Below are 22,484 nucleotides of genomic sequence, written 5' to 3'. Positions count from 1 at the left end.
CGGCACATTGCTGTGGTCGTTTCTTACTAATGTATGAAGGGTAACCATCATGGATCGATTCGATCAACGTAATGATTCTCTTGTCCAGCGCAGCAGTGCCACCATTCAGACATTTATGTCTCAGGTGTATGGATGGATGACCGTTGGCCTGTTACTGACGGCTTTTGTCGCTTGGTACACGTTGGGTCTTTTACTCGAAGGTAAAATAATGCTAAGCCAAGGTCTTATTATCGGCTTAGTTGTTGTTCAGTTTGGTCTCGTACTTGGCTTATCATTCCTACTACCAAAAATGAGTGGAATGGTTGCAACGGGCATGTTTATGCTCTACTCAATGCTAACGGGCGTGACACTTTCTGTGATCCTTGCGGTATATACGCAAGAGTCAGTTGTCGGTACCTTTATTATCACAGCGGTGATGTTTGGGGCACTTAGCTTCTATGGCTATACCACTAAACGCAGCTTATCGGGTATGGGTAACTTCCTGTTTATGGCATTGATAGGCTTGATCGTAGCATCACTGGTTAATATCTGGATGCAAAGCTCTGCAATGTACTGGGTGATTACTTATGCGGGTGTGTTAATTTTCGCTGGTTTAACCGCATATGACACTCAAAAGCTGAAAGAAATGGGTGCACAAATTGATGTCGAAGATAAAGAAAATATGCGTAAATTCGCTATTTTAGGTGCATTGAACCTGTATCTGGACTTCATCAACCTGTTCTTGATGTTACTCCGTATTTTCGGAGACCGTCGCTAATTTAGCGGTTTTGCGTATCGTGGTTAGCTGATACGTGAATAGATAAAGTAAAAGAACATAAACCCTTGTTATGGTTTAACCAACAAGGGTTTTTTATTGCTTGTCGATCATAAAAAACAAGTGAATGAGAGCATCTAAGCTATTTTCTTGCGAAATAGATAATAAGCAATGGAGCTGGTTATCACCGATATGAAGAGTAACGGCCATAAACTGTGCCAAATAATATTGAAATCAGCATCTTTGAGGTAAATTTGTTTGGTTATTTCCGTAAAGTGGCGAATCGGATTTACCCAAGTGATATCTTGTAGCCATACAGGCATGTTTTCTACTGGAGAGATATAGCCCGATAGCAAAACAGCGGGCATCATAAAGACAAATACGCCAATGAAAGCTTGCTGCTGTGTTGAGCATAATGCTGAAATTAACAAGCCAAACCCTACCAAAGATAAGCCATAGAAAATCATGGTCGCATAAAAAAGAGGGAGGGAGCCTGCAAAAGGTATTTGATAGCAAAAGATACCAATCACTAAGACTAATGTAGCTTGTGCTGTTGCGATAATCAGCGCAGGAACCGCTTTACCGATAAAAATTTGCCAAGTGGTAAGGGGTGAGACAAGTAATTGATCGAGAGTGCCTTGCTCTGCTTCACGGGCAATCGATAGCGAGGTAACAATTAACACCCCAATAGTAGTAATTAACGCAACCAATGATGGCACAATAAACCATTTGTAATCGAGATTGGGGTTATACCAGTTGCGTACTATTAACTCACTATTATTGGCTAAAGGTTTTCCCGCAGTCAGTTCATGTTGATACTGCTGAACAATTTGTTGGATATAATTAGCCGCAATTTGTGCACTATTAGAGTTACGGCCATCAAGCAGCAACATCATATTGGCAGTATGTTGGCTATCTATGTCTCCACTAAAATTCTGCCCAAAGCGTACGACTAACAAGCTTTCACGGTTATCCAGTGTTTCACGAATCTCATGTTCATTTTTAAGTAATAGAACCTTTGAGAAGGCCTCCGCCTTAGCCAAGCGTTGAGTTAGCTCTATGGCGTGTTGACCACCATCTTGGTCAAAAATCGCAATGGTTGTATTGGTTACCTCTAATGTTGCCGCAAGCGGAAATAAGATCATTTGGAAAATAACCGGCATGATCAAAATGATCCGTGTTTGCTTTTCTTGTAATAAAGATTGCAACTCTTTCATGATCAAGGTGTATAAGCGATAAAACATAGCAAATCCTTATCAATCAAGGCGTCGGCGCGTTTTCCATGCCGTTAAACCAATAAATAAAATGGCGGAAGCAATAAGTAGCAGTAAGTCGGTGAGTAAAACAATATAGATATCACCGGCTAAAAATAGCGTCTGTAGACTACTGACAAAATAGCGCGCTGGAATAAAGTAGGTCACGATTTGAATAACTATAGGCATACTTGATATTTCAAAAATAAAGCCTGACAGCATGATTGCTGGTAAAAATGCCGCATTTAAGGCAACCATAGCGGCATTAAATTGGTTACGGGTGATCGTTGAGATCAGTAAGCCCATCCCCAGCGCCGTCGCTAAATAGAGGCTCGTGATCAAAAACAGGACTAGGAGGGAACCTCGATAAGGGACATCTAGCACCAAGGTCGTGACGACCATACAGAGGATCATCACAAAAGAGCCAAGAACCTGATAGGGTAATAGTTTCGACAGTAATAGCTCGGTACGAGTAATTTGCGTAGAAAGTAAGGCTTCCATTGTGCCTCGTTCCCACTCTCGAGCTACAACTAATGAGGTTAAAATCGCGCCGACAACGGTCATGATAATACTGATTGCACCGGGTATAATAAAATGCTGGCTAATCGCTGCTTCGTTGAACCAGTAACGCATATTTAGATCAATAAGTGGTTCTGTTGAATAGCCTTTATTTTCACCTTGTTGCACTAACCATGTATGCCAAACACCTTTCGTGTAGGCCTGCACAAAGTTGGCGGTATTAGGTTCACTGCCGTCGGTAATCACTTGTATGGCGGCATGTCCTTCAGGCCGTAATAGCTGTTGTGAAAAATCAACGGGAACTACAACGATGCCGCGAATTTCTCCTGCTTGCATTTTATCAATCAATAATTGTCGGTTATCACTCACTGTGGCATCAATAAAAGGAGAGCCTGTGAAAGTATCAACCAGCTCTCTCGCTTCATGGCTTTGTTGATCCATTAATATGCCAATTCGTAATTGGCTTGAATCTAAATTTATGCCGTAGCCAAAGATAAATAGCAGCATCAATGGGATGACGACAGCGATTAATGCACTGCTTGGATCGCGCACAATCTGTTTGCTTTCTTTAATGCATAATGCTTTGAGTCTACGCCAAGAAAAATGAGACGCATTAGCGGTCATTGTTCCTCCTGCTGTTTATCATAGTCGAGTATCAGCTCAATAAAGGCATCTTCCATTGAAGGGTTCGGGTTCGCTTCTGTGGCAACTTGTTGTTTTAAGGCATCAGGGGTACCTGCTGCAATAATTTTGCCACGATACACTAACCCAATTCGATCACAGTATTCCGCTTCATCCATGAAATGGGTTGTGACCATGACGGTGACTCCTTTATCTACCATTCCATTGATATGTAACCAAAATTCACGCCGAGTGAGAGGGTCAACACCTGAAGTTGGTTCATCAAGAAATAAAATATCAGGCTCATGCATCAATGAACAAGCCAGTGCCAGTCGTTGCTTAAAACCAAGTGGTAGAGAATCTGTTATTTGATGCAGTATGGGGGTGAAATTAAAAGCTTCAACCATTTCAGCGATTTTTTGAACTTGATGTTTGCCATGTAGGCCATAAACCCCTGAAAAAAATTTCAGATTTTGTCCAACCTTTAAATTGCTATAGAGAGAAAACTTTTGGGCCATATAGCCTAAGTGTTGTCGTGCCTTATCTGAGCTAGTTTTTAAATCCATCCCTAAGACCAAAGCTTGCCCTTCCGTGGGTTTCATTAACCCACACATCATTTTAAAAGTGGTTGATTTTCCTGCGCCATTAGGGCCGAGTAAGCCAAAGATTTCGCCGCGTTTTACTTGGAAATTCACCGTGTCCGTTGCAGCAAAGTCACCAAATTTTTTGGTAAGGTTACGTGCTTCAATAACGGTTTCACTGGGGTTTGCAGGAATTTGAGGCATGATAGCCGCTAGCTCTGAGCGATGAGATGGCCCTCCACCCAATAAATCAATAAAGGCATCTTCGAAACGAGGCTCTGCTTCAACAAGTTTACCATTAGGTATATTCAAGCCTTGTAATAGTGATTCTTTAGATGCGTTTTCTTTTAAAATCAAACGAATGTATCGACCTTGAATAACCCCATCGGTCGTTTCAGGAAGTACAAGGGCATCTTGTAAAACGGTGCGTTTATCTTCGGCAGGAACCTCTAATAAATATGAGCGCCCGACCATTTTTTGGGTCAGTGTTTGTGGTTGTCCTGAAAAAAGTAGCTTACCTTGGTTTAGTAATAAAACATTTTTGCATTGCTGGGCTTCATCAAGATAGGACGTACTCCATAGGATCAACATGCCCTCATCAGCTAAGGTATGAACCATCTGCCACAATTCCCGCCGTGCTATCGGGTCGACTCCCACTCCGGGTTCATCCAAAAGAAGCACTTTAGGTTTACCTATCAGTGTGCAGGCTAATCCCAATTTTTGCTTCATTCCACCTGATAATTTCCCCGCTAGCCTATGAGTAAAACGGGTTAAATCGGTAAAGCTGAGTAGTTGTTGATAGGTTTTTTGGCGCTCTTCTCCAATAACGCCACGTAAATCAGCATATAAATCGAGGTTTTCTTGGACGGTTAAATCTTCATATAAACCAAACTTCTGTGGCATATATCCCAAGTTAGCATGAACTTGTACACTATCCGCGATAGGATCTAACCCCATTAGGCTGATTGAGCCAGAATCTGGTTTTAATAAACCAGCAAGCATTCTCATCAGCGTCGTTTTTCCTGCTCCATCAGGACCAACTAACCCAGTGACTGAACCGCCATAGATTTCAGTGGTTAAGCGTTCTACTGCCGGCGAATCCAGTCCTATAAATGTCTTTTCGACCTCTTGAAGACGAATATGATAATCTGATTCACTCATCATACACTCTTATTACTGCTCTTGAGGGAAACGAATAGTGACAGGCATTCCTTGACGTAAAGCATCATCAGGATTGCTGACAATAATACGTAATCGATACACAAGGTCAGTGCGTAGTTCAGGCGTTTGGACGCTTTTCGGCGTAAATTCAGCGGTTGGTGAGACAAAGCCAATGGTGCCATGGTAAGGCGCATCAGGGCGGCTATCTGTGTAGAGTAAAACTTCTTTGCCGGGAACGGCCATACCCAAATTGGGCTCATTCACATAAGCTCTAGCCCAAACAGGGCTTGTTAGAGTGACACTAAAGACGGTATTCCCAGCCCCGACAATAGTGCCTGGTTCGATTGCTCGAGTAAGAATGGTGCCATCGGAAGGGGCTGTCAAAATGGTATCTTGTAAATCTAATTCGGCTTGTGCAACAGCCGCTTCCGCTTGTAACCATTCACCACGAGCGGCTTCTATTTCCTCTTTACGGAATCCACTCTGATATTGATTCAATTTATCTTGTGCTGCTTTCAAGGCTGCAAGAGCTTGATTACGATTCGTTTTAGCATTATCCAATTCATTGGCGGAGATAACGTGGGATGCTGCTAACCCTTTTTGACGTTGATAAAAACTTTCTGCGTATTGCCATGCAGCTTGTTTTTGTGCGACTTCCGCTTCAACTTGTGCAACTTCTTGAGTTCGATAACCTTTTTCCTTCATGGCTAGTTGCGCTTTGGCACTATCCCTGATCCCTTTAGCTTTATTCAACGCATTGATATAAGGAGCTTTATCAAGCTCCCCGAGTGTTTGACCTTGGGTAACGCGCGCGCCTTCATCAACATTCAAAGACGCGAGCTTCCCACCTACACGAAAGCCTAGATTAACGGTTCGTACGTCAATATTGCCATATAAGGTTAATGTTTTATCTTGTTGTGATTGATACCAATAATAGCCACCAGCCGCGATCCCGATTACTATGACAATAAGAATAAAAAAGACAGAACGACGTTTACTGTTCATAATTAACCTTATTTCGTGTAAATATTGTGATTTAAAAGAGATAGAACAATAATCTATAACCAATTTTTATAGATTAATCATATCACTTTTTACCTTCTTTGCGATGGCGTAAACCTTCTAATAATATATTGGTGTGCTCTATCAGTACCTGATTGATAATTTTATACTCCTCTTCATTAATGTGTTTCCAGCCTGTTTGCCGAAGGAGTGTCTCTCTTGCGATACGGAATGAGAGCGTTTCCCCCAAAATGGCATGGGTCTGAATTAACGTGGTTAATTTGTTCGGATCGGAGCCTATATAGATAGCAATAAGCCGATTCAATTTAGTGTAAATAGGACCTAGTGCCTGTTCATGGATAATCGTATAAGCTTCAGTGGGATTGAGCTGTTCTCTAGCAAGTATCCGTGAAAAGCTAAGGTTCTTTTTTTCTAATTGGAAGTAGTTGTAACCTACTAAGATTTTTTGCAAATGCGTAATGGCTTCATCAGGCGAGGGTGCCGGTTGACGAAGGTAAGTATCTATTTCTGAAATATTTTCACTAAAATTTTCTTTTATTGTATCTGCAATCAATTGTGCTACAGCTAGGTATAGACCCTCTTTTGAACCAAAGTAATACGAAATAGCAGCAATATTTTGGCCTGAAACCTGAGCAATTTTGCGGGTTGTTGCTCCATCCAGACCTAATTCACCATAGACATCAGCAGCCGAATATAACAACTGCACTTTGGCGTTTTCTCCTCTATGAGTTGATGGTGTATTTATGGTCATGAAATTTCCTTAAACAGTTAAAATTAAATATTAACTTAACTAGCGCTATGCAGCTTTTTGCTTTCCGCACTGACGGAAAACGATATATTGCAGTGTGTAATAGTTATATATACTATATTCAAGTAATTTTGTATTAATTTATTTTATAAACTAAATTAATATACTTATTAGGAACAAATAATGTTACAATTTTTGCAATAGCACGGCAGTTTGCACCTTTATCCTTCTACATGATCCTTCCCCTCGAACTGCCTCTGATTATTCAGAGTGGTGAAGCCCGGAGTAATTTAAGTTGACTAGTTTTTCAGACCTCGCATTAAACGAGGAAATTCTGCTTGCCATCAATGAGTTAGGCTATGAATCACCGACGCCAATTCAGCAGCAAGCTATCCCGGCAGTTCTTGCTGGCCATGACTTATTAGCAAGCGCCCAGACAGGAACGGGAAAAACCGCGGGCTTTACGTTACCTATTTTGCAGAAATTGATCTCCACTCCCCGCACAGGGAAAGATCGTAAACCCATTCGAGCATTGATTTTGACGCCTACCCGTGAATTGGCTGCTCAAGTTGCTGAAAATGTTAAAGAATATAGCCGCCATTTGAAGGTTCGCTCCTTTGTGGTCTTTGGGGGGGTCAGCATTAACCCTCAAATGATGAAATTACGTGGTGGTGTTGAAATCTTGATTGCGACACCCGGACGTTTACTCGATTTAGAACATCAAAATGCGGTCAATTTATCTCAAGTTGAAATTTTTGTTCTTGATGAAGCTGACCGCATGTTGGATATGGGATTTATTCATGATATTCGCCGTGTTATCAATAAATTGCCTAAGAAACGCCAAAATTTGCTGTTTTCAGCGACGTTCTCTGATGAAATTAAACAGCTAGCGAATAAGCTATTAGATAACCCAATTACTATTGAAGTCGCTCCCCGTAATTCAGCCTCTGAACAAGTCACCCAATTTGTGCATCATGTTGATAAGAAACGTAAAGCGGAACTTTTATCCTACATGATCGGTCGTGATAATTGGCAACAGGTGCTCGTGTTTACGCGTACAAAACATGGCGCGAACCGACTTGCTGAGCATCTTAATAAAGATGGAATAAAAGCCGCTGCAATCCATGGAAACAAAAGCCAAGGTGCACGTACACGCGCCCTAGCAGACTTTAAATCAGGTGACATACGTGTCTTAGTGGCTACAGACATTGCTGCGCGTGGTTTGGATATCGAACAGCTTCCTTACGTCGTTAACTTCGAACTGCCTAATGTGGCGGAAGACTATGTTCACCGTATTGGTCGTACAGGACGAGCAGAAGCAACGGGAATGGCGGTATCACTAGTTTGTGTGGATGAAGTTAAGTTATTAAAAGATATAGAAAAATTATTGAAAAAATCCATCCCCGTTATGGCGATTGATGGTTATGAGCCCGACCCTTCAATTAAGCCTGAACCTATTCAGAAAGGCCCTCAGCGCAATAATGAGAGACGTAGCGGTAGCGGTAAGCGCCATACCACGTCTGCGAAGCCTCGCCGTGAACGCACCGAGAATACGAAAAGTAAGCCGGCAACTTCTGGTTCACCGTGGAAAAAATCACAAAAGAAAGTGCGTCAGGGGCATGGTGAAGGCTAATGCGTGTTGTTCTGGCTCCAATGGAAGGCGTTCTCGATTCTCTGGTACGTTCGCTACTCAGTGAGGTCAATGATTATGACCTCTGTATTACCGAGTTTGTGCGTGTTGTCGATACTCTACTTCCTGCGAAAACGTTTTATCGATTATGCCCAGAACTACGTCATGGGAGTCGTACACCGTCGGGAACATTAGTACGCGTACAACTATTGGGCCAGCATCCGCAATGGCTCGCGGAAAACGCGGCTAGAGCGGTTTCTTTAGGTTCATGGGGGGTTGATCTTAATTGTGGATGTCCCTCTAAAACGGTCAATGGACATGGTGGCGGAGCGACATTACTGAAGCAGCCTGAACTGATCTACCGTGCAGCGAAAGCTATGCGTGAGGCTGTTCCAAAGGAGCTTCCTGTGTCTGTTAAAGTAAGATTAGGTTGGGATAGTAGCCAGCTTTGCTATGAAATTGCCGATGCAGTTGAACAGGCAGGCGCGACAGAGCTCACAGTACATGGGCGAACCAAGGAAGATGGTTATCGAGCCGAGAAAATTAATTGGCAAGCTATTGGTGATATTCGTCAGCGTTTATCGATCCCCGTTATTGCTAATGGCGAAATTTGGGATTATGAAAGCGCTCAACGCTGCCTTGAAATGACAGGCTGTGATGCCATTATGATTGGCCGAGGTGCCTTGAATACGCCGAATCTTAGCCATGTGGTGAAAGCGAACCAGCCTAAAATGCCTTGGGAACAAGTTGGGAAGCTACTCTTAAAGTACACTGAGTTAGAGAAACAGGGAGATACAGGGAATTACCACGCTGCTCGTATCAAACAGTGGTTAGGTTATTTACGCAAAGAATATGAACAGGCCAACCTATTATTCTCACATATTAGAGCACTAAAAACTGCTAATCAGATCGCAGAAATAATCGAAAAAGAAGTTAAACAAACATTAAATAAAAGTTAAATTGTTTGAAATTTAATCATTCAATTGTATTTTATTTGCCAAAATAGCGTATTAGATCTTTACTTAAATTGGTTAATCATTTTTAAGTCATGTTAAATTGGGTTTAAATTGTTTGTCATAGAATGGCAAACTCACAGGATTAAACTCTATTTTACCGTGTTTAATTTGTATGGAGGTCTATGATGGGAGTTATTTCTTGGGTTATTTTTGGTCTTATTGCAGGTATTTTGGCGAAGTGGATCATGCCAGGAACCTACCAAATCGGTTTTGTCATGACGACCGTACTCGGAATTGTTGGGGCCGTCGTTGGTGGATATATCAGTACTTTCTTTGGCAAAGGTAAGGTAGATGGTTTCAACTTTGGCAGCTTTGTGGTTGCCGTGATCGGTGCGATAGTCGTGCTATTTTTAGCTGGAATATTTGCTAAATAACCTGATACCCAATCAGAATGAACCTTAAAATAAACCACCGTTAATTAGGTGGTTTATTTTTATGGAAATCGTCATGCTGATACTATAGATATCTTGGCTCACTCAATTATGGCTGATGAGTTCCCAAGATTTCAGCTAACACTCCCTTATGTGAGTTAAGTCGCTTTATATGCAAGGGAGTGATAGCACAGTGACTAAGGTTCTATCGGTAAGCCGTTATCTTGCCCCCATTCAGCCCATGAGCCATCGTACAGGCTAACATTGGTATTACCTAATAGTGTTAATGCCATTAAGACGACGGCGGCGGTCATACCTGAGCCACAAGTTGTGACAGAAGGGGCATGAATATCAATGCCTTGTTTAGCAAACAGCGCTTTCAGTTCTGTTTCTGATTTAAACTCACCCTTGTCGACTAACAGATCCCAAGGCATATTTTTACTACCAGGGATATGCCCCATGCGTAGACCCGGACGAGGTTCAGGGGCTTGCGCTAAAAAGCGTGCGGCGGCACGGGCATCAATAATCTGTACTTGCTTTTGCTCTTCTACTAGTTCAAGGACTTGAGCTTGATTTAAAACATTTTCACGCTGGCATTTGGCCGTGTAGGTTTGCGGTGTCGGAGGGATAACTTCTCCTGTCTGAGTTTCAAAACCTGCCGCTTTCCATGCATCAATGCCACCAGCTAGAATTTTGACATTTTTGTGGCCCATCGTTGTAAATGTCCACCACGCGCGAGGCGCAGAGAATAAATTATTCTGAGCGTAAATGATTACTTGAGTATCATTATTTATTCCCATTTTACCGACGGCCTGACTAAATGTAGTTTCATCTGGCAGCATATGTGGCAGGGCAATACGCGTATCTGCCACTTCATCTTGATTAAAGAATTGGGCATGAGGAATGTGTTCTTCTAACCAACGCTGCCGACAATCATAAGGCGCGGTTGGAGGGGGAGATGAAGCATCTAGTACGATAAGGTTAGTATCTGACAGGTGGTCATGTAACCAGTGAGGTGTGACAAAATAAGCGTCATACATAAATTATCTTCATCCTGAATGTAAATATTATTGAGCCTGATTAACCGCAGGAATAATAGAAGGTTGCTGTGGTTGACTGTGTTCAATAGGTGTCGTTGAACGTGTATAAATATTCATGCCCGCTAAAACAATCCCACCAACGGAACCGAATGCACATAGCGCGAAGAGAGCGATAACAACCTTTTTCATTTTTTATAGCCTGAGTTGAAGAAGTAGACCCAAAGTATAACTCGATGAGTGTTGCAGACAAGTTAAATACTCTTTTTTGTGCGGATGAATGGGGAATTTGCCAACCTGTTCCCAATTTTGTGGCATAATGGTTTTTTAAACAGTAGTTTTTGCAAAGCACATCGTAAATACTTTCTGATAACGTCTGGTTTATTAACCACATTGGTTATTCTACACCTTCTAATGTAAACAGCAGTGAGCCTATGTCTCTGTCAAATAAAATTAAAGAACATATAACCCAATGGTATAAAGGGTTATCACACCATATTGACGGGTTCGTTTCCCGCGCACCACAGCGCCAAATGATTGCTGAAGTTGCAAAAAATTTGTCTGATGAAGAAGGGCGACATTTGGTGATTGAGGCACCAACAGGAGTAGGCAAAACACTCTCTTATTTAATACCCGGTATTGCTGTTGGGCGTGAAGAAGGCAAAATATTAGTCGTCAGCACGGCGAATGTCGCGTTACAGGATCAAATTTTCAGTAAAGACTTACCATTACTCAGTAAAATAATTCCCGACCTTAAGTATACAGGCGCTTTTGGTCGAGCACGTTATGTATGTCCTCGCAATTTAGAGGCAATTTGTGCAGCTGAAGGCGAACAAATTGACTTAATGTTGTTAGTCGAAGATAAGGCTGAAATAGCCAATAGTGAAGAAAGAGCGATTTGTCAGCAGCTACGTAATGACTTTCATAGCTTTGCATGGGATGGGTTGAGGGATCACCATAAACGAGCATTTAGTGATAGCTTATGGCGAAAGGTGAGTACTGATAAAATGAATTGCTTAGGTCGTAATTGCCAATTTTATCAGCGCTGTCCATTTTTTATTGCCCGCCGAGAAATTGAAGATGCGGATGTCGTGGTGGCAAACCATGCCTTAGTGATGGCAGCGATGGAAAGTGAATCTGTATTGCCTGAACCTAAAAAGCTGCTTTTGGTACTTGATGAAGGTCATCATGTGCCTGATGTTGCGAGAGATGCATTAGAAGTAGAAGGTGAAATCACCCTTGTTCAATTAACTGCGCAAGTGGATAACTTTATTCATAATGTAGGGCAGTATGTTGCTCAGTTTAGCCCGGCTAAACCACCGAAGTTAGCGAATCCCGAACGATTGCATCAACATGCAGAAAAATTAAGGGCGGCATTTCGTGATTTTTCACTATTAACAAATGCTTTATTGCCAGAAACCTCGAAGGACAGTGAATATTTATTTCCGTTGGGACAGTTACCTGAGGCAATGCAATTATGCTGTCAGGATTTATTCAAATTAACAGATGCCCTTAAAGGCTTATCTGAAGCGATTTTAAATGATTTAACCGAACAGACAGCGAAACAAGATATTGTTCGCCTACATCGCGCTATTTTATCAACTAGCAGAGCGTTAGGTTATTTTGAAAATATGGCAAAGTTGTGGCGTTTAGCGACTCTTGAGCAAACATCAGGCGCTCCGGTATCTAAATGGCTTAGTCGTCGTTATGAGAAAAATCAGTCTCGCTTATTTATGCACTGTGCTGGTATTCGAGTGAGTGAACAACTTCAGCAACTGTTATGGCGCAATGTGCCACATATTGTGGTGACCTCTGCAACGTTACGTTCACTCAACAGTTACGCGCGTTTTCAAGAGTTGAGTGGGTTATCAGAAAAAAGTGATGATCGTTTTATCACTTTATCGTCTCCTTTTAATCATGTTGAACAGGGAAAATTAGTTATTCCTCAAATGAAATATGAGCCAACTATCGCGACCGAAGAGCAACATTTAGCGGAGATGGCAACCTATTTTCGCCATGAATTAGAGAAAGGAACGCATCGAGGGATGTTGGTGCTATTTAGTAGCCAACGCGCTATGGACGGTTTTTTAGAGCATGTGAAAGATTTGCGTTTACAATTATTAGTACAGGGGGATCAACCTCGTTACCGATTAGTGGAAACGCACTGTGAACGCATCGATAAAGGTTTAGTTAGCGTATTAATTGGCTTGCAATCATTCGCTGAGGGGCTTGATTTAAAAGGCGAATATTTAACTCAGGTGCATATTCATAAAATTGCATTTCCACCTGTAACGAACCCAGTCATTATCACAGAGGGGGAGTGGCTAAAATCGCTTAAGCGCTATCCTTTTGAAGTTCAAAGTTTACCGAGTGCTTCTTTTAATCTAATTCAGCAAGCTGGCCGCTTGATCCGTAGTCATGAATGCTACGGTGAAATTATTATTTATGATAAACGGTTAATCACCAAAAATTATGGCAAGCGGTTATTGAATGCGCTACCCGTTTTTCCTATTGAACAGCCTCAAATGCCAATAAATAAACAGGTCACATGAAGTGAACTAAAAATTGAAGGGGTTTAATAACCAATAGGGATGAAAAAGGCCACACCATGGTGTGGCCAAGGGGCAGTCAAGGTTGACTATTGTTATCGACATTACTCAATATTGGCTTCTAAGAACCATAGGAATTTATCAAGGTCACGTGATGCTGCTGTAAACATATCCGCAGTGTCTTCATCTTCGACTTCATCAATAGCCTTACGGATATCATTAGCAACAACAGCATAGCGATCGGCTAGTGCTTTGAGGTGATCCTGCACATCATGGATATCAATTGGATATGCCTCTAACGAAGTAAACTTATTCACTTGCTGAGTGGTCCCAATAGCGACTCCGCCAAGTTGAACTGCACGTTCTGCAAATTCATCAAGGTGCTCAACTAAAGAGGCACGGAAACCATCAAGCATTTCATGTACAGCAATGAAATTACGACCACGCATATTCCAGTGTGCTTGTTTTGTCATTAAAGATAGATCGGTGAAATGAACCACCATGACATTCAACATATCAATAGTTTCTAATTTGACACTATCTTCAACATCATTGCGGGTATATAAAAGGTTTGCTTGAGGTGCTTTAACTAATTTAGCTGTACTCATAATTTTCCCCTTATAAGTCTTTAATTTATCAGTATCCTGTTTCTGTTAAATAATATAAAACAACAGAGTCAGTTTGTCATAATGCTATATTCTATTACTTTGATAGGTAAAATTGATAACGAATTACAAGTAAATTAATTATTACTAAATAATAATATAGGATTAATAAGGTAATATTTCAATGACGTTAAAGAAAATTTACAATAAATAAGGTTAATAAAGAAAGTTATTTTAACTTTATTAACCTTGAATAAGATAAAAATAATAAAAGAAATTCAAACGTTATATATTTAAGTGACTTCTTCTATTTTAGTTTTTGGACGCGCAGTAGATGTTGAACCAATAGATGCACATACTATACATAATAGCGCTAACCATTGGGTTGCAGTTAAATGCTCCTGAAGAAAGATAATGCCTAGGAATGCGCCCATACAGGGTTCTAAGCTCATCAGGGTACCAAAGGTTCTTGCTGGAAGCCGCGTTAGGGCGATCATTTCAAGAGTATAAGGAAATGCAGTTGATAAAACAGCAACCGCTAATGCCAATGGTAAAATAGCGGGATCAAACATGGCTTCAACACCAGTTTGCATTAATCCAATCGGGAAAAAAATCAACGCGGAAATAAATGAACCAATAGCGACAGTTGCAGCACCATAACCCGCGCCGGCACGTTGACCAAAAATAATATAAATGCCCCAACACACGCCAGCACCGAGCGCATATAAAGCACCAATCGGATCAAGGGCATTAATATTATCACCAATAGGTAATAAAAATAGCAAGCCAACGATAACCAATGCTATCCAAAGGAAATCAATAGGGCGGCGAGATGAAAACATAGCAACGGCAAGTGGGCCAGTAAATTCGAGTGCAACCGCGATCCCTAATGGAATTCGTTCTAAAGAGAGATAGAACAAATAGTTCATGGTTCCCAAAGAAAGGCCATATGTGAGTAGAGGAACAAGGGAGTTGCGTCTAAATTTCAATCGCCAAGGCTTAAAAATAACAAATAAAATAACGGTCGCAAGCAATAGGCGTAGCCCAGTTACCCCCGGAGCACCGATAACAGGAAATAATGTTTTAGCTAGAGATGCACCGCTCTGAATTGAGGTCATTGCAAGCAACAACAACCCTACAGGTAACAGAGGAAAAGCGCTCTTTTTAGTATCGGCAGACATGAATAATTAAACCTCAGAAATACGTTATCAAGCCTATAAAATGCTTGGCTATTCTTAAATATGAATAATTTTGCGACAAAAGGAAAAACACATAGCTTAGCAATAAGATGGACGTAATTATGGCATAAATTCAACATAGATAATATGTGTTTATAAAATATAAAGCACAATAATACATGACATTTAATGTTTGTCTTGTTAACCCGATACCGACTAAAGTATAGACTAAATTTGGACAATAATTTATATGCGACTTTATGGCTTTATACAATGTGTATTGAGGTTATCTTTATGTGACGTATAATTATTTTTCAATAAAAACACAATAATAATGAGGACAAAATGAAAAAAATTAACAGTATCGCGGTATATTGTGGGTCAAGCATGGGGGCGAATGAGGTTTATCGGCAGCAGGCTATTCAATTTGCTGAAGAAATGGTCAAACGTAATATTACTTTAGTCTATGGTGGTGCTAGCGTAGGCATTATGGGAACAGTGGCTGACACCATTTTATCTTTAGGCGGAAAAGCCATTGGCGTTATTCCTTCATTACTTGAAGAACGTGAAATTTCACATAAAAACCTCACTGAATTATATAAAGTTGAAACAATGCACCAGCGTAAAAATAAAATGATAGAGCTAGCTGATGGTTTCGTTGCTTTACCCGGAGGATATGGCACGCTTGAGGAATTTAGTGAGGTATTTACTTGGAGCCAAATTGGTTTACATACCAAACCTTGCGGCCTGTTCAATATTAATAACTATTGGCAACCATTAATCGATATGACCAATAAAATGGCAGATGAGGCTTTTTTGCAGGAAAAATATCGTCACATGGCGATTGTTGAAACTTCTCCAGCGGCATTATTCGATCGCTTTGAGAGCTATATCGCGCCATCAATAAAAACATATAGCTAACTTATTAAGAGGGGATTTATGATCCGATGTGCGGTTAAACAAGACCTTGAAGCAGTGCTTTCCCTATACGAGCTATTATTTTCAGAGATGGCGAATTTAGACAGTGAAAGAATGCAACCAGCAAAACAGGCTAGAGAGTTTGTCGAACATGCCATTAGTGATGAAAAATTTCAGTTGCTAGTGGCAGAGCATGATGGAAAAGTTAAAGGTTTTTGCCTCGCTCAACAACAATCAGCATCTCCCTATAACTGTATGGTTCCTAGAGATTTTTGTTATATCTTTGACCTTGTCGTTGCTCCAGAATTAAGAAGTCAAAAAATGGGGCATCAATTTCTTGAGCATATGAAAATATGGGCGAAAGAACGCAATTTAAGTCATTTAGAACTTTCTGTATTATCACAAAATCATCAAGCTATTAAGTTTTATGAGAGAGAAGGGTTAACAGAAATCACTCGTACCATGGGAATTAAGCTATAAAAGCCCATTGATGGCCTAATAATAAATATTGGGCCATCACGATATTATCAATATATTCTATTTTTTATTGCGATTATGTTCCGTTGTCTTAACAAAGAATATTTTTATTTAGAACTTAAAGGTCATTATACAACTTTTTAATACCATTCATTATATCGTCATAATAGCAATAATTAGTATTGATATATAAGCTCATAACCGATTCATGTTTATCTCATTTGATTATAGACAGAGCAGGTGGATGACTATTGATCTCGGTGGCGCAATCAGTACAAGATCTAAGCGAACGAATGTGGCATAATGCGCCGCTATTTGGTTGGGTATCCTCGACATCGTAAATTAAAGGCATAGAAGTGTTACAGACAAGCAATATCACTATGCAGTTCGGCAGTAAGCCGCTGTTTGAAAATATTTCCGTTAAATTCGGAACAGGAAACCGTTATGGTTTAATCGGCGCAAATGGCGCCGGTAAATCGACATTTATGAAGATACTAGGGGGCGATCTTATACCAACTGCGGGAAATGTAAGTACCACAGATCCTAATGAGCGCATTGGTAAGCTTCGCCAAGATCAATTTGCCTTTGAAGAATACACGGTACTGGATACTGTGATTATGGGGCACGTTGAGCTATGGAATGTAAAACAAGAACGCGACCGTATTTATGCCCTCCCAGAAATGAGTGAAGAGGATGGCTATCGCGTTGCAGACCTTGAAGTCGCTTACGGTGAAATGGATGGCTACAGTGCGGAAGCTCGTGCGGGTGAGCTGCTGCTTGGTGTTGGTATTCCTGTCGAGCAGCATTACGGCCCAATGAGTGAAGTTGCTCCTGGTTGGAAATTGCGGGTACTTTTGGCTCAAGCACTGTTCTCTGATCCCGATATTTTGTTACTCGATGAACCAACCAACAACCTTGATATCGATACTATTCGTTGGTTAGAGCAAGTATTGAACGACCGTAACTGTACAATGGTGATTATTTCCCATGATAGGCACTTCCTGAATACAGTTTGCACCCATATGGCCGACTTAGATTATGGTGAGCTGCGTTTGTTCACGGGTAACTATGATGAGTATATGATTGCCGCAACACAAGCAAGAGAGCGCTTACTTGCCGATAATGCGAAGAAAAAAGCGCAAATTGCCGAATTGCAATCATTTGTGAGTCGCTTCAGCGCTAATGCCTCTAAATCAAAACAAGCAACTTCTCGTGCACGCCAAATTGATAAAATTCAATTGGAAGAAGTTAAAGCCTCTAGTCGCCAAAACCCATTCATACGTTTTGAACAAGAGAAAAAATTGTTCCGAAATGCATTGGAACTTGAAGCTGTGACCAACGGTTATGAGCAATCCTCTCTATTCAAAAATGTGAGCTTATTGCTAGAAGTTGGTGAAAAAATGGCGGTTATCGGTGCGAACGGTATTGGTAAAACGACATTTTTGAAAACACTGGTAGGTGAGTTACCACCTAAAAGTGGTACAGTAAAATGGTCTGAAAATAGCTCTATCGGCTATTATGCTCAGGATCATGCCGAGGATTTTAATACTGATTTAACCGTTTTTGATTGGATGAGCCAATGGAAAAACGAAGGGGATGATGAACAAGCCGTCCGCAGTATTTTAGGTCGTTTACTGTTCTCTCAAGATGATATTAAGAAAAAGGTTTCTGTTTTATCGGGTGGTGAACAAGGCCGTATGTTATTTGGTAAGCTCATGATGCAACAACCAAATATCTTAATTATGGATGAGCCAACCAACCACTTAGATATGGAATCGATCGAATCCTTAAACCTTGCGTTAGAACTCTATAAAGGAACATTGATTTTTGTTTCTCACGACCGTGAGTTTGTCAGTTCATTAGCAAGTCGTATCTTAGAAATTAAGGAAGATAAAGTGATTGATTTCAAAGGCACTTATGATGAATATTTGAAGAGCCAAGGTGTTGTTGAATAAACTGACTATGGTTTATAAATGATTGAAAAAAGACCTAGCTTAGCTAGGTCTTAGTTTTTAACAAAATAAGTTAATTAGTTCTTTTTCACAAATTCAGATTTTAGCTTCATTTGGCCGAATCCATCAATTTTACAATCAATATTGTGGTCGCCTTCGACTAAGCGGATACCTTTTACACGAGTACCAATTTTTAGCATTGATGAGCTGCCTTTCACTTTTAGATCTTTAATGACAGTGACAGTATCGCCATCTACTAATAGATTTCCGTTCGCATCTTTAACGACCAACTCATCGCTTTCTTCAACAGGCTCGGCATCATTCCATTCATGCGCACACTCAGGGCAGATATACATATCGTTATCAGTATAGGTGTATTCAGACTGACATTTCGGGCAAGGAGGGAATTGCATATTAAATACTCTCAGTAACTTATTTAGTAATGTAAAGTGATGACTGATTATTCATGCCAGCCAACACGAAAGGGGATAGTATAAGGTTAAAGCAAAAATAATTTATTTTTTAGGATTATTCTTAATTTGGGCGGCATTTGAATAACCGCCACATATCATCGACAAAAATGTTATTGCTGAGAGCACACTTCACAATGGGTGTCTTTGGTGAGTTTAAATTGGCGGAACTCCATCGTCATCGCATCAAAGAATAACACCTTACCCGTATTCACTTTCCCATATTGCGTGAGCAGTTTGATGGTTTCCATCGCTTCCAGTGTACCAATCGTTCCGACTAATGGAGCCATTACACCTGCCTCTACACAGGTTAGACTATTTTCACCAAATAAGCGGCTCAAGCAGTGGTAACAAGGGGTGTCATCTTCATAGGTAAAAACTGACAATTGTCCTTCCATGCGAATAGCGGCACCTGACACCAGCGGTTTTTTTTGTTGGAAACATAGACGATTTAATTGTTCACGAATAGCGACATTATCGGTGCAATCAAGTATTACATGATGTGTTGTGATTAATTCATTTAGTTGCACATCATCCAACTGTGCATTGATCGTCTCAATACAAATATGTGGATTGATCGCTGTTAATTGAGCTTTAGCGGAATCTACTTTAGGTTGGCCAATCGTCGCATCACGGTGCAAGGTTTGCCGCTGTAAATTAGACAGTGAAACGGTATCGAAATCGACTAAGGTGAGTTGACCGACACCCGCAGCCGCTAAGTATTGTGTGGCTGCGCAACCTAAACCACCGAGACCAATGACCAGCACTTTGCTGGCCTTGAGTTTCTCCTGACCGTCAAAATCAAATCCACGCAAAATGATTTGACGGTTATAGCGTAACATTTCTTGATCGGTAAGCTCTTGCACTGTCATTATTCACTTTTGAGTAGGTCATTGAACATTTCGACATCAACGATTTCGCCTGCGGCGACATGTCCTCGTTCCCTTTCTAAGACGATAAAGCAGTTGGCTAAACTAAAGGAACTAAACACATGAGAGCCTTGATGCCCTGTTGTTGCAACTTGCAGCAGCCCATGTTCATTGACGCTTAGGATCCCACGTTGAAAATCCAGACGGCCGGGGCTTTTTTTCAATGGCGTAGTCACAGGAACTTTAAATTTCATTGGCGCTTGCCACTGGCTATTTCCAGAAAGGCGAGCAATTAACGGCTGTACGAGTTGATAAAAGGTAAGTGCCGCGGAGACAGGGTTACCTGGTAATCCACAAAACCACGCTGAATGGAGTTTACCAAAAGCAAATGGCTTGCCGGGTTTTATGGCAAGTTTCCAGAAGCCGATTTCTCCTAGCTCCTCTAAAATGTGTTTCGTGTAATCAGCTTCCCCCACGGAGACACCGCCACTACTAATCACTAAGTCAGCTTGGCTATCGGCATCAATAAAGGTTTGTTTAAGTTTTTCAGGGGAATCAGGAATAACACCTAAGTCGATAATTTCACAATTGAGTTTTTCGAGCATCAAGCGGACAGTAAAGCGGTTAGTGTCGTAGATTTGCCCCTCTTGCAACGGTTGACCAACTGCTTGCAGCTCATCTCCTGTAGAAAATAGTGCAACTTTTAGACGGCGATGTACATTGACCGTTGCAATGCCCAAAGACGCGATAAGGGGTAATTGGGCTGTGGATAGCAGCGTGCCGCGAGGGAGTACGCAACTTCCTTTGGCGATATCTTCGCCTGCTCGGCGGATATTGCTACCTTGTTTGACAGTACCTGTAAATAAGATCCCTTGAGCTGTCTCTTCCGTCTCTTCTTGCATGACGACAGTATCGACACCTTGTGGAATGGGTGCGCCAGTCATAATGCGAACACAGCTACCGTGGGGAAGCTCCCCTTGCATTGGTTGGCCTGCGAATGATTTTCCTGCTACAGGCATAGGGGTTTTACCATCCCACTCTGCGAAACGAAGACCGTAGCCATCCATTGCAGAATTATCAAATGGGGGAACATTCATTGGTGAGATGATGTCAGCTGCGGTGATGCGCTGGGCCGATTCTGTGAGCGGAATGGATTCTGAGCTAGTCACAGCTTGTGTTTGAGAAAGAATTTTTTCTAGTGCTTGCTCAAGAGAGATCAATCCCGCGGTATGACACATGTCCATTATTACCCCTATATTTCTGCTTTGCCATTGAGGCTTAAAATACTGTCGTACTGCTTATTATGGCAGAGATATTGCGATGGGTGAATGAATAGAAATTGATTCAGAATAGCTTTTGATTGGATTTCGTAGGAAAAACCACACAGAAAACAGTCTGCTATTAGGCATAAACAAAATTGTTTTTTTGTGAATGCTATGTTAAACCAGTAATCAAATTAATTATTGCATTTGAGATGAAACAAAGGATTTTATGGCTGTAGCGCAGAAACATCCCCATTCAAGCCGTAGCGCTAGTGCTTTTCATATTGCTTTTAGCGGATTTCTTTCATTAATTGTCGTGATGGGAATAGGGCGTTTTACGCTCACGCCTCAAGTTCCGTTAATGATTGAAGAGCATCAGCTAACCCTCTCTACCGCCAGTGTCGTTGCTGCATTTAATTATCTAGGATATTTATTGGGTTCATTTGATGCGATGCGAGCTCGTCAGCATATTGAAGTCCGTATGTGGTTGGGGATATGGGGAGCAGTTGCGATCACATTAATATCATCACTTCTTGGTGATGTCATACTTCATAGTCTCGCGCGTTTTGTTATTGGCTGGGCGAGTGGCATGTCATTAGTGTTGGTCGTTGCTTGGGCAAATGAAAATTTAGCGAGGTTAAATCGCCCAGCGTTAAGTGTCGCGGTGTTTGCGGGGACAGGAGCAGGCATATTTATTAGCGGTATGTTCGCCGTTGCGATTCAAGATTGGCAATTATCTGCCAGCCAAGGTTGGTTGATTTATGGTGTGTTGGCCCTTATTTTTAGCTTGTATATCAGTCGTTATATTCCTCGAACGGGTCAATGGCATCGTCCAGCAGGAGACGTGAAAAAGCTGCATCTTACGCCGGAAATTAAGCGCTTGGTATGGAGTTATGGATTAGCTGGATTTGGCTATATATTACCTGCGACCTTTTTGTCGCAAATGGCTTCCCAGCGCTTTCCTGATAGCCTATTTGCCCAGTTTGTTTGGCCCGTTTTTGGTGCGTCAGCTGTACTTGGTATTCTTATCGCCATGCTATTAAGGACGGTATCTACAACGCAAAATCGTTTAGCCATCACGTTATGGTTACAAGGGGTTGGCATTCTCATTGCGGAAGTGATTTCAGGTATTTCGGGATTAGTGATGGCCGCGATATTGATTGGTGGTGGCTTTATGTGTGCTGTACAGCTATCAATGCAATTAGGTCGTGAATTAGCCCCCGAACATAATCGCTTTATGGCTGGATTACTCACTACTTTTTATGCCATAGGTCAATTAGTGGGCCCAACACTGTCCTTCATTTCTACTTTGCTAACAGGAAAACTGGAACCTGCACTGTATACCGCATTTATGGCTTTGTGTATTGCCGGTGGGTTAGTCTATCGCCGTTCTAGATAAAGACTATAGCGGTAAATATGTTATTTATTAGAGAAATAATAATATAGCCGCTAAAGAATTCGACGGTGTATCATGATGAAATAAATATTGG

The 22,484-nt window shown here is 41.2% G+C and carries 21 protein-coding genes; 9 read left to right on the top strand and 12 right to left on the bottom strand.

Going from position 1 to position 22,484, the window contains the following annotated elements:
- The first annotated feature begins 49 nt into the window (after positions 1-49).
- Entirely contained in the window at positions 50-757 is a 708-nt protein-coding gene (locus tag G3341_RS14750) for a Bax inhibitor-1/YccA family protein (RefSeq protein ID WP_154624715.1), read from the top strand.
- Positions 758-891: 134 nt separating this feature from the next.
- Here the strand turns inward: G3341_RS14750 and G3341_RS14745 are convergent, their stop codons facing one another.
- The 5 genes from G3341_RS14745 to cecR all read right to left on the bottom strand — a co-directional run bounded on the left by G3341_RS14745 (position 892) and on the right by cecR (position 6,663).
- Positions 892-1,998, bottom strand: a complete 1,107-nt coding sequence (locus G3341_RS14745) for an ABC transporter permease (RefSeq protein ID WP_154624716.1) — start codon at positions 1,996-1,998, stop codon at positions 892-894.
- 12 nt (positions 1,999-2,010) lie between these two features.
- Entirely contained in the window at positions 2,011-3,150 is a 1,140-nt protein-coding gene (locus tag G3341_RS14740) for an ABC transporter permease (RefSeq protein ID WP_154624717.1), read from the bottom strand.
- The gene (locus tag G3341_RS14735; RefSeq protein ID WP_154624718.1) at positions 3,147-4,889 is read right to left on the bottom strand and encodes an ATP-binding cassette domain-containing protein; all 1,743 of its coding nucleotides are present in this window, start codon (positions 4,887-4,889) and stop codon (positions 3,147-3,149) included. Before G3341_RS14735 ends, G3341_RS14740 begins: the two co-directional genes overlap by 4 nt.
- A 12-nt stretch (positions 4,890-4,901) precedes the next feature.
- A complete protein-coding gene (gene hlyD / locus G3341_RS14730; protein WP_154624719.1) occupies positions 4,902-5,894 on the bottom strand; it encodes a secretion protein HlyD in 993 nt (330 codons plus the stop codon).
- Between the two features lie 82 nt (positions 5,895-5,976).
- A complete protein-coding gene (cecR, locus tag G3341_RS14725) occupies positions 5,977-6,663 on the bottom strand; it encodes a transcriptional regulator CecR (protein WP_154624720.1) in 687 nt (228 codons plus the stop codon).
- 292 nt (positions 6,664-6,955) lie between these two features.
- Here cecR and rhlE point away from each other — a divergent pair, with 292 nt between their 5' ends.
- The 3 genes from rhlE to G3341_RS14710 all read left to right on the top strand — a co-directional run bounded on the left by rhlE (position 6,956) and on the right by G3341_RS14710 (position 9,680).
- Positions 6,956-8,293 (top strand): ATP-dependent RNA helicase RhlE, encoded by a 1,338-nt coding sequence (rhlE, locus tag G3341_RS14720; protein ID WP_163862722.1) that lies wholly within the window; start codon positions 6,956-6,958, stop codon positions 8,291-8,293.
- On the top strand, positions 8,293-9,249 hold the full coding sequence (gene dusC / locus G3341_RS14715; protein ID WP_163862720.1) for a tRNA dihydrouridine(16) synthase DusC: 957 nt from the start codon (positions 8,293-8,295) through the stop codon (positions 9,247-9,249). Before rhlE ends, dusC begins: the two co-directional genes overlap by 1 nt.
- Before the next feature lie 182 nt (positions 9,250-9,431).
- A complete protein-coding gene (locus G3341_RS14710) occupies positions 9,432-9,680 on the top strand; it encodes a GlsB/YeaQ/YmgE family stress response membrane protein (protein ID WP_154621979.1) in 249 nt (82 codons plus the stop codon).
- 194 nt (positions 9,681-9,874) lie between these two features.
- Here the strand turns inward: G3341_RS14710 and sseA are convergent, their stop codons facing one another.
- Positions 9,875-10,717, bottom strand: a complete 843-nt coding sequence (gene sseA / locus G3341_RS14705; RefSeq protein ID WP_154621976.1) for a 3-mercaptopyruvate sulfurtransferase — start codon at positions 10,715-10,717, stop codon at positions 9,875-9,877.
- A 27-nt stretch (positions 10,718-10,744) separates the two neighbouring features.
- Positions 10,745-10,906 carry a hypothetical protein gene (locus tag G3341_RS20500; protein ID WP_167520925.1) on the bottom strand — a complete coding sequence of 54 codons (162 nt, stop codon included), beginning with the start codon at positions 10,904-10,906 and terminating at the stop codon, positions 10,745-10,747.
- A gap of 242 nt (positions 10,907-11,148) precedes the next feature.
- On the opposite strand from G3341_RS20500, the gene dinG reads away from it, so the two are divergent.
- Complete coding sequence (dinG, locus tag G3341_RS14700) at positions 11,149-13,266, top strand: ATP-dependent DNA helicase DinG (RefSeq protein ID WP_163862719.1); 2,118 nt, start codon at positions 11,149-11,151, stop codon at positions 13,264-13,266.
- Between the two features lie 101 nt (positions 13,267-13,367).
- Here dinG and dps read toward each other — a convergent pair whose 3' ends face one another.
- Together dps and rhtA are read right to left on the bottom strand one after the other, a co-directional pair.
- On the bottom strand, positions 13,368-13,871 hold the full coding sequence (dps, locus tag G3341_RS14695; protein WP_154621974.1) for a DNA starvation/stationary phase protection protein Dps: 504 nt from the start codon (positions 13,869-13,871) through the stop codon (positions 13,368-13,370).
- Positions 13,872-14,161: 290 nt separating this feature from the next.
- Positions 14,162-15,049 carry a threonine/homoserine exporter RhtA gene (rhtA, locus tag G3341_RS14690; RefSeq protein ID WP_154622687.1) on the bottom strand — a complete coding sequence of 296 codons (888 nt, stop codon included), beginning with the start codon at positions 15,047-15,049 and terminating at the stop codon, positions 14,162-14,164.
- A 342-nt stretch (positions 15,050-15,391) separates the two neighbouring features.
- Here rhtA and G3341_RS14685 point away from each other — a divergent pair, with 342 nt between their 5' ends.
- The 3 genes from G3341_RS14685 (at position 15,392) to G3341_RS14675 (ending at position 18,396) form a co-directional block, all read left to right on the top strand.
- Positions 15,392-15,967: a TIGR00730 family Rossman fold protein gene (locus G3341_RS14685; protein ID WP_154622688.1), complete on the top strand. Its 576-nt coding sequence runs from the start codon at positions 15,392-15,394 to the stop codon at positions 15,965-15,967.
- Between the two features lie 18 nt (positions 15,968-15,985).
- Entirely contained in the window at positions 15,986-16,444 is a 459-nt protein-coding gene (locus G3341_RS14680) for a GNAT family N-acetyltransferase (RefSeq protein WP_154622689.1), read from the top strand.
- A gap of 353 nt (positions 16,445-16,797) precedes the next feature.
- Positions 16,798-18,396, top strand: a complete 1,599-nt coding sequence (locus tag G3341_RS14675) for an ABC-F family ATPase (RefSeq protein ID WP_163862717.1) — start codon at positions 16,798-16,800, stop codon at positions 18,394-18,396.
- A gap of 74 nt (positions 18,397-18,470) precedes the next feature.
- Here G3341_RS14675 and G3341_RS14670 read toward each other — a convergent pair whose 3' ends face one another.
- From G3341_RS14670 to moeA, 3 genes are all read right to left on the bottom strand, one after another.
- Complete coding sequence (locus G3341_RS14670) at positions 18,471-18,806, bottom strand: zinc ribbon domain-containing protein YjdM (RefSeq protein ID WP_163862715.1); 336 nt, start codon at positions 18,804-18,806, stop codon at positions 18,471-18,473.
- A gap of 170 nt (positions 18,807-18,976) precedes the next feature.
- A complete protein-coding gene (moeB, locus tag G3341_RS14665; RefSeq protein WP_163862713.1) occupies positions 18,977-19,735 on the bottom strand; it encodes a molybdopterin-synthase adenylyltransferase MoeB in 759 nt (252 codons plus the stop codon).
- Positions 19,735-20,976, bottom strand: coding sequence for a molybdopterin molybdotransferase MoeA (gene moeA, locus G3341_RS14660; protein ID WP_163862711.1), 1,242 nt, complete (start codon positions 20,974-20,976; stop codon positions 19,735-19,737). Before moeA ends, moeB begins: the two co-directional genes overlap by 1 nt.
- A gap of 247 nt (positions 20,977-21,223) precedes the next feature.
- Between moeA and G3341_RS14655 the strand changes: the two genes are divergently transcribed.
- Entirely contained in the window at positions 21,224-22,393 is a 1,170-nt protein-coding gene (locus tag G3341_RS14655) for a YbfB/YjiJ family MFS transporter (protein ID WP_163862709.1), read from the top strand.
- Positions 22,394-22,484 lie beyond the last annotated feature (91 nt).

The sequence above is a fragment of the Providencia vermicola genome (genome assembly GCF_010748935.1).
GTDB classification, from domain to species: Bacteria; Pseudomonadota; Gammaproteobacteria; order Enterobacterales; family Enterobacteriaceae; genus Providencia; species Providencia zhejiangensis.
Note: the sequence above shows the minus strand (reverse complement) of the source record. Positions and strands in the feature narration are given on the sequence as shown.

What these genes read in the sequence shown, in the direction of transcription:
- G3341_RS14750 (WP_154624715.1), top strand. Translation starts at nt 50, where the DNA reads ATGGATCGATTCGATCAACGTAATGATTCTCTTGTCCAGCGCAGCAGT.
- G3341_RS14745 (WP_154624716.1), bottom strand. Translation starts at nt 1,998, where the DNA reads ATGTTTTATCGCTTATACACCTTGATCATGAAAGAGTTGCAATCTTTA.
- G3341_RS14740 (WP_154624717.1), bottom strand. Translation starts at nt 3,150, where the DNA reads ATGACCGCTAATGCGTCTCATTTTTCTTGGCGTAGACTCAAAGCATTA.
- G3341_RS14735 (WP_154624718.1), bottom strand. Translation starts at nt 4,889, where the DNA reads ATGAGTGAATCAGATTATCATATTCGTCTTCAAGAGGTCGAAAAGACA.
- hlyD (WP_154624719.1), bottom strand. Translation starts at nt 5,894, where the DNA reads ATGAACAGTAAACGTCGTTCTGTCTTTTTTATTCTTATTGTCATAGTA.
- cecR (WP_154624720.1), bottom strand. Translation starts at nt 6,663, where the DNA reads ATGACCATAAATACACCATCAACTCATAGAGGAGAAAACGCCAAAGTG.
- dusC (WP_163862720.1), top strand. Translation starts at nt 8,293, where the DNA reads ATGCGTGTTGTTCTGGCTCCAATGGAAGGCGTTCTCGATTCTCTGGTA.
- G3341_RS14710 (WP_154621979.1), top strand. Translation starts at nt 9,432, where the DNA reads ATGGGAGTTATTTCTTGGGTTATTTTTGGTCTTATTGCAGGTATTTTG.
- sseA (WP_154621976.1), bottom strand. Translation starts at nt 10,717, where the DNA reads ATGTATGACGCTTATTTTGTCACACCTCACTGGTTACATGACCACCTG.
- G3341_RS20500 (WP_167520925.1), bottom strand. Translation starts at nt 10,906, where the DNA reads ATGAAAAAGGTTGTTATCGCTCTCTTCGCGCTATGTGCATTCGGTTCC.
- dinG (WP_163862719.1), top strand. Translation starts at nt 11,149, where the DNA reads ATGTCTCTGTCAAATAAAATTAAAGAACATATAACCCAATGGTATAAA.
- dps (WP_154621974.1), bottom strand. Translation starts at nt 13,871, where the DNA reads ATGAGTACAGCTAAATTAGTTAAAGCACCTCAAGCAAACCTTTTATAT.
- rhtA (WP_154622687.1), bottom strand. Translation starts at nt 15,049, where the DNA reads ATGTCTGCCGATACTAAAAAGAGCGCTTTTCCTCTGTTACCTGTAGGG.
- G3341_RS14685 (WP_154622688.1), top strand. Translation starts at nt 15,392, where the DNA reads ATGAAAAAAATTAACAGTATCGCGGTATATTGTGGGTCAAGCATGGGG.
- G3341_RS14680 (WP_154622689.1), top strand. Translation starts at nt 15,986, where the DNA reads ATGATCCGATGTGCGGTTAAACAAGACCTTGAAGCAGTGCTTTCCCTA.
- G3341_RS14670 (WP_163862715.1), bottom strand. Translation starts at nt 18,806, where the DNA reads ATGCAATTCCCTCCTTGCCCGAAATGTCAGTCTGAATACACCTATACT.
- moeB (WP_163862713.1), bottom strand. Translation starts at nt 19,735, where the DNA reads ATGACAGTGCAAGAGCTTACCGATCAAGAAATGTTACGCTATAACCGT.
- moeA (WP_163862711.1), bottom strand. Translation starts at nt 20,976, where the DNA reads ATGGACATGTGTCATACCGCGGGATTGATCTCTCTTGAGCAAGCACTA.
- G3341_RS14655 (WP_163862709.1), top strand. Translation starts at nt 21,224, where the DNA reads ATGGCTGTAGCGCAGAAACATCCCCATTCAAGCCGTAGCGCTAGTGCT.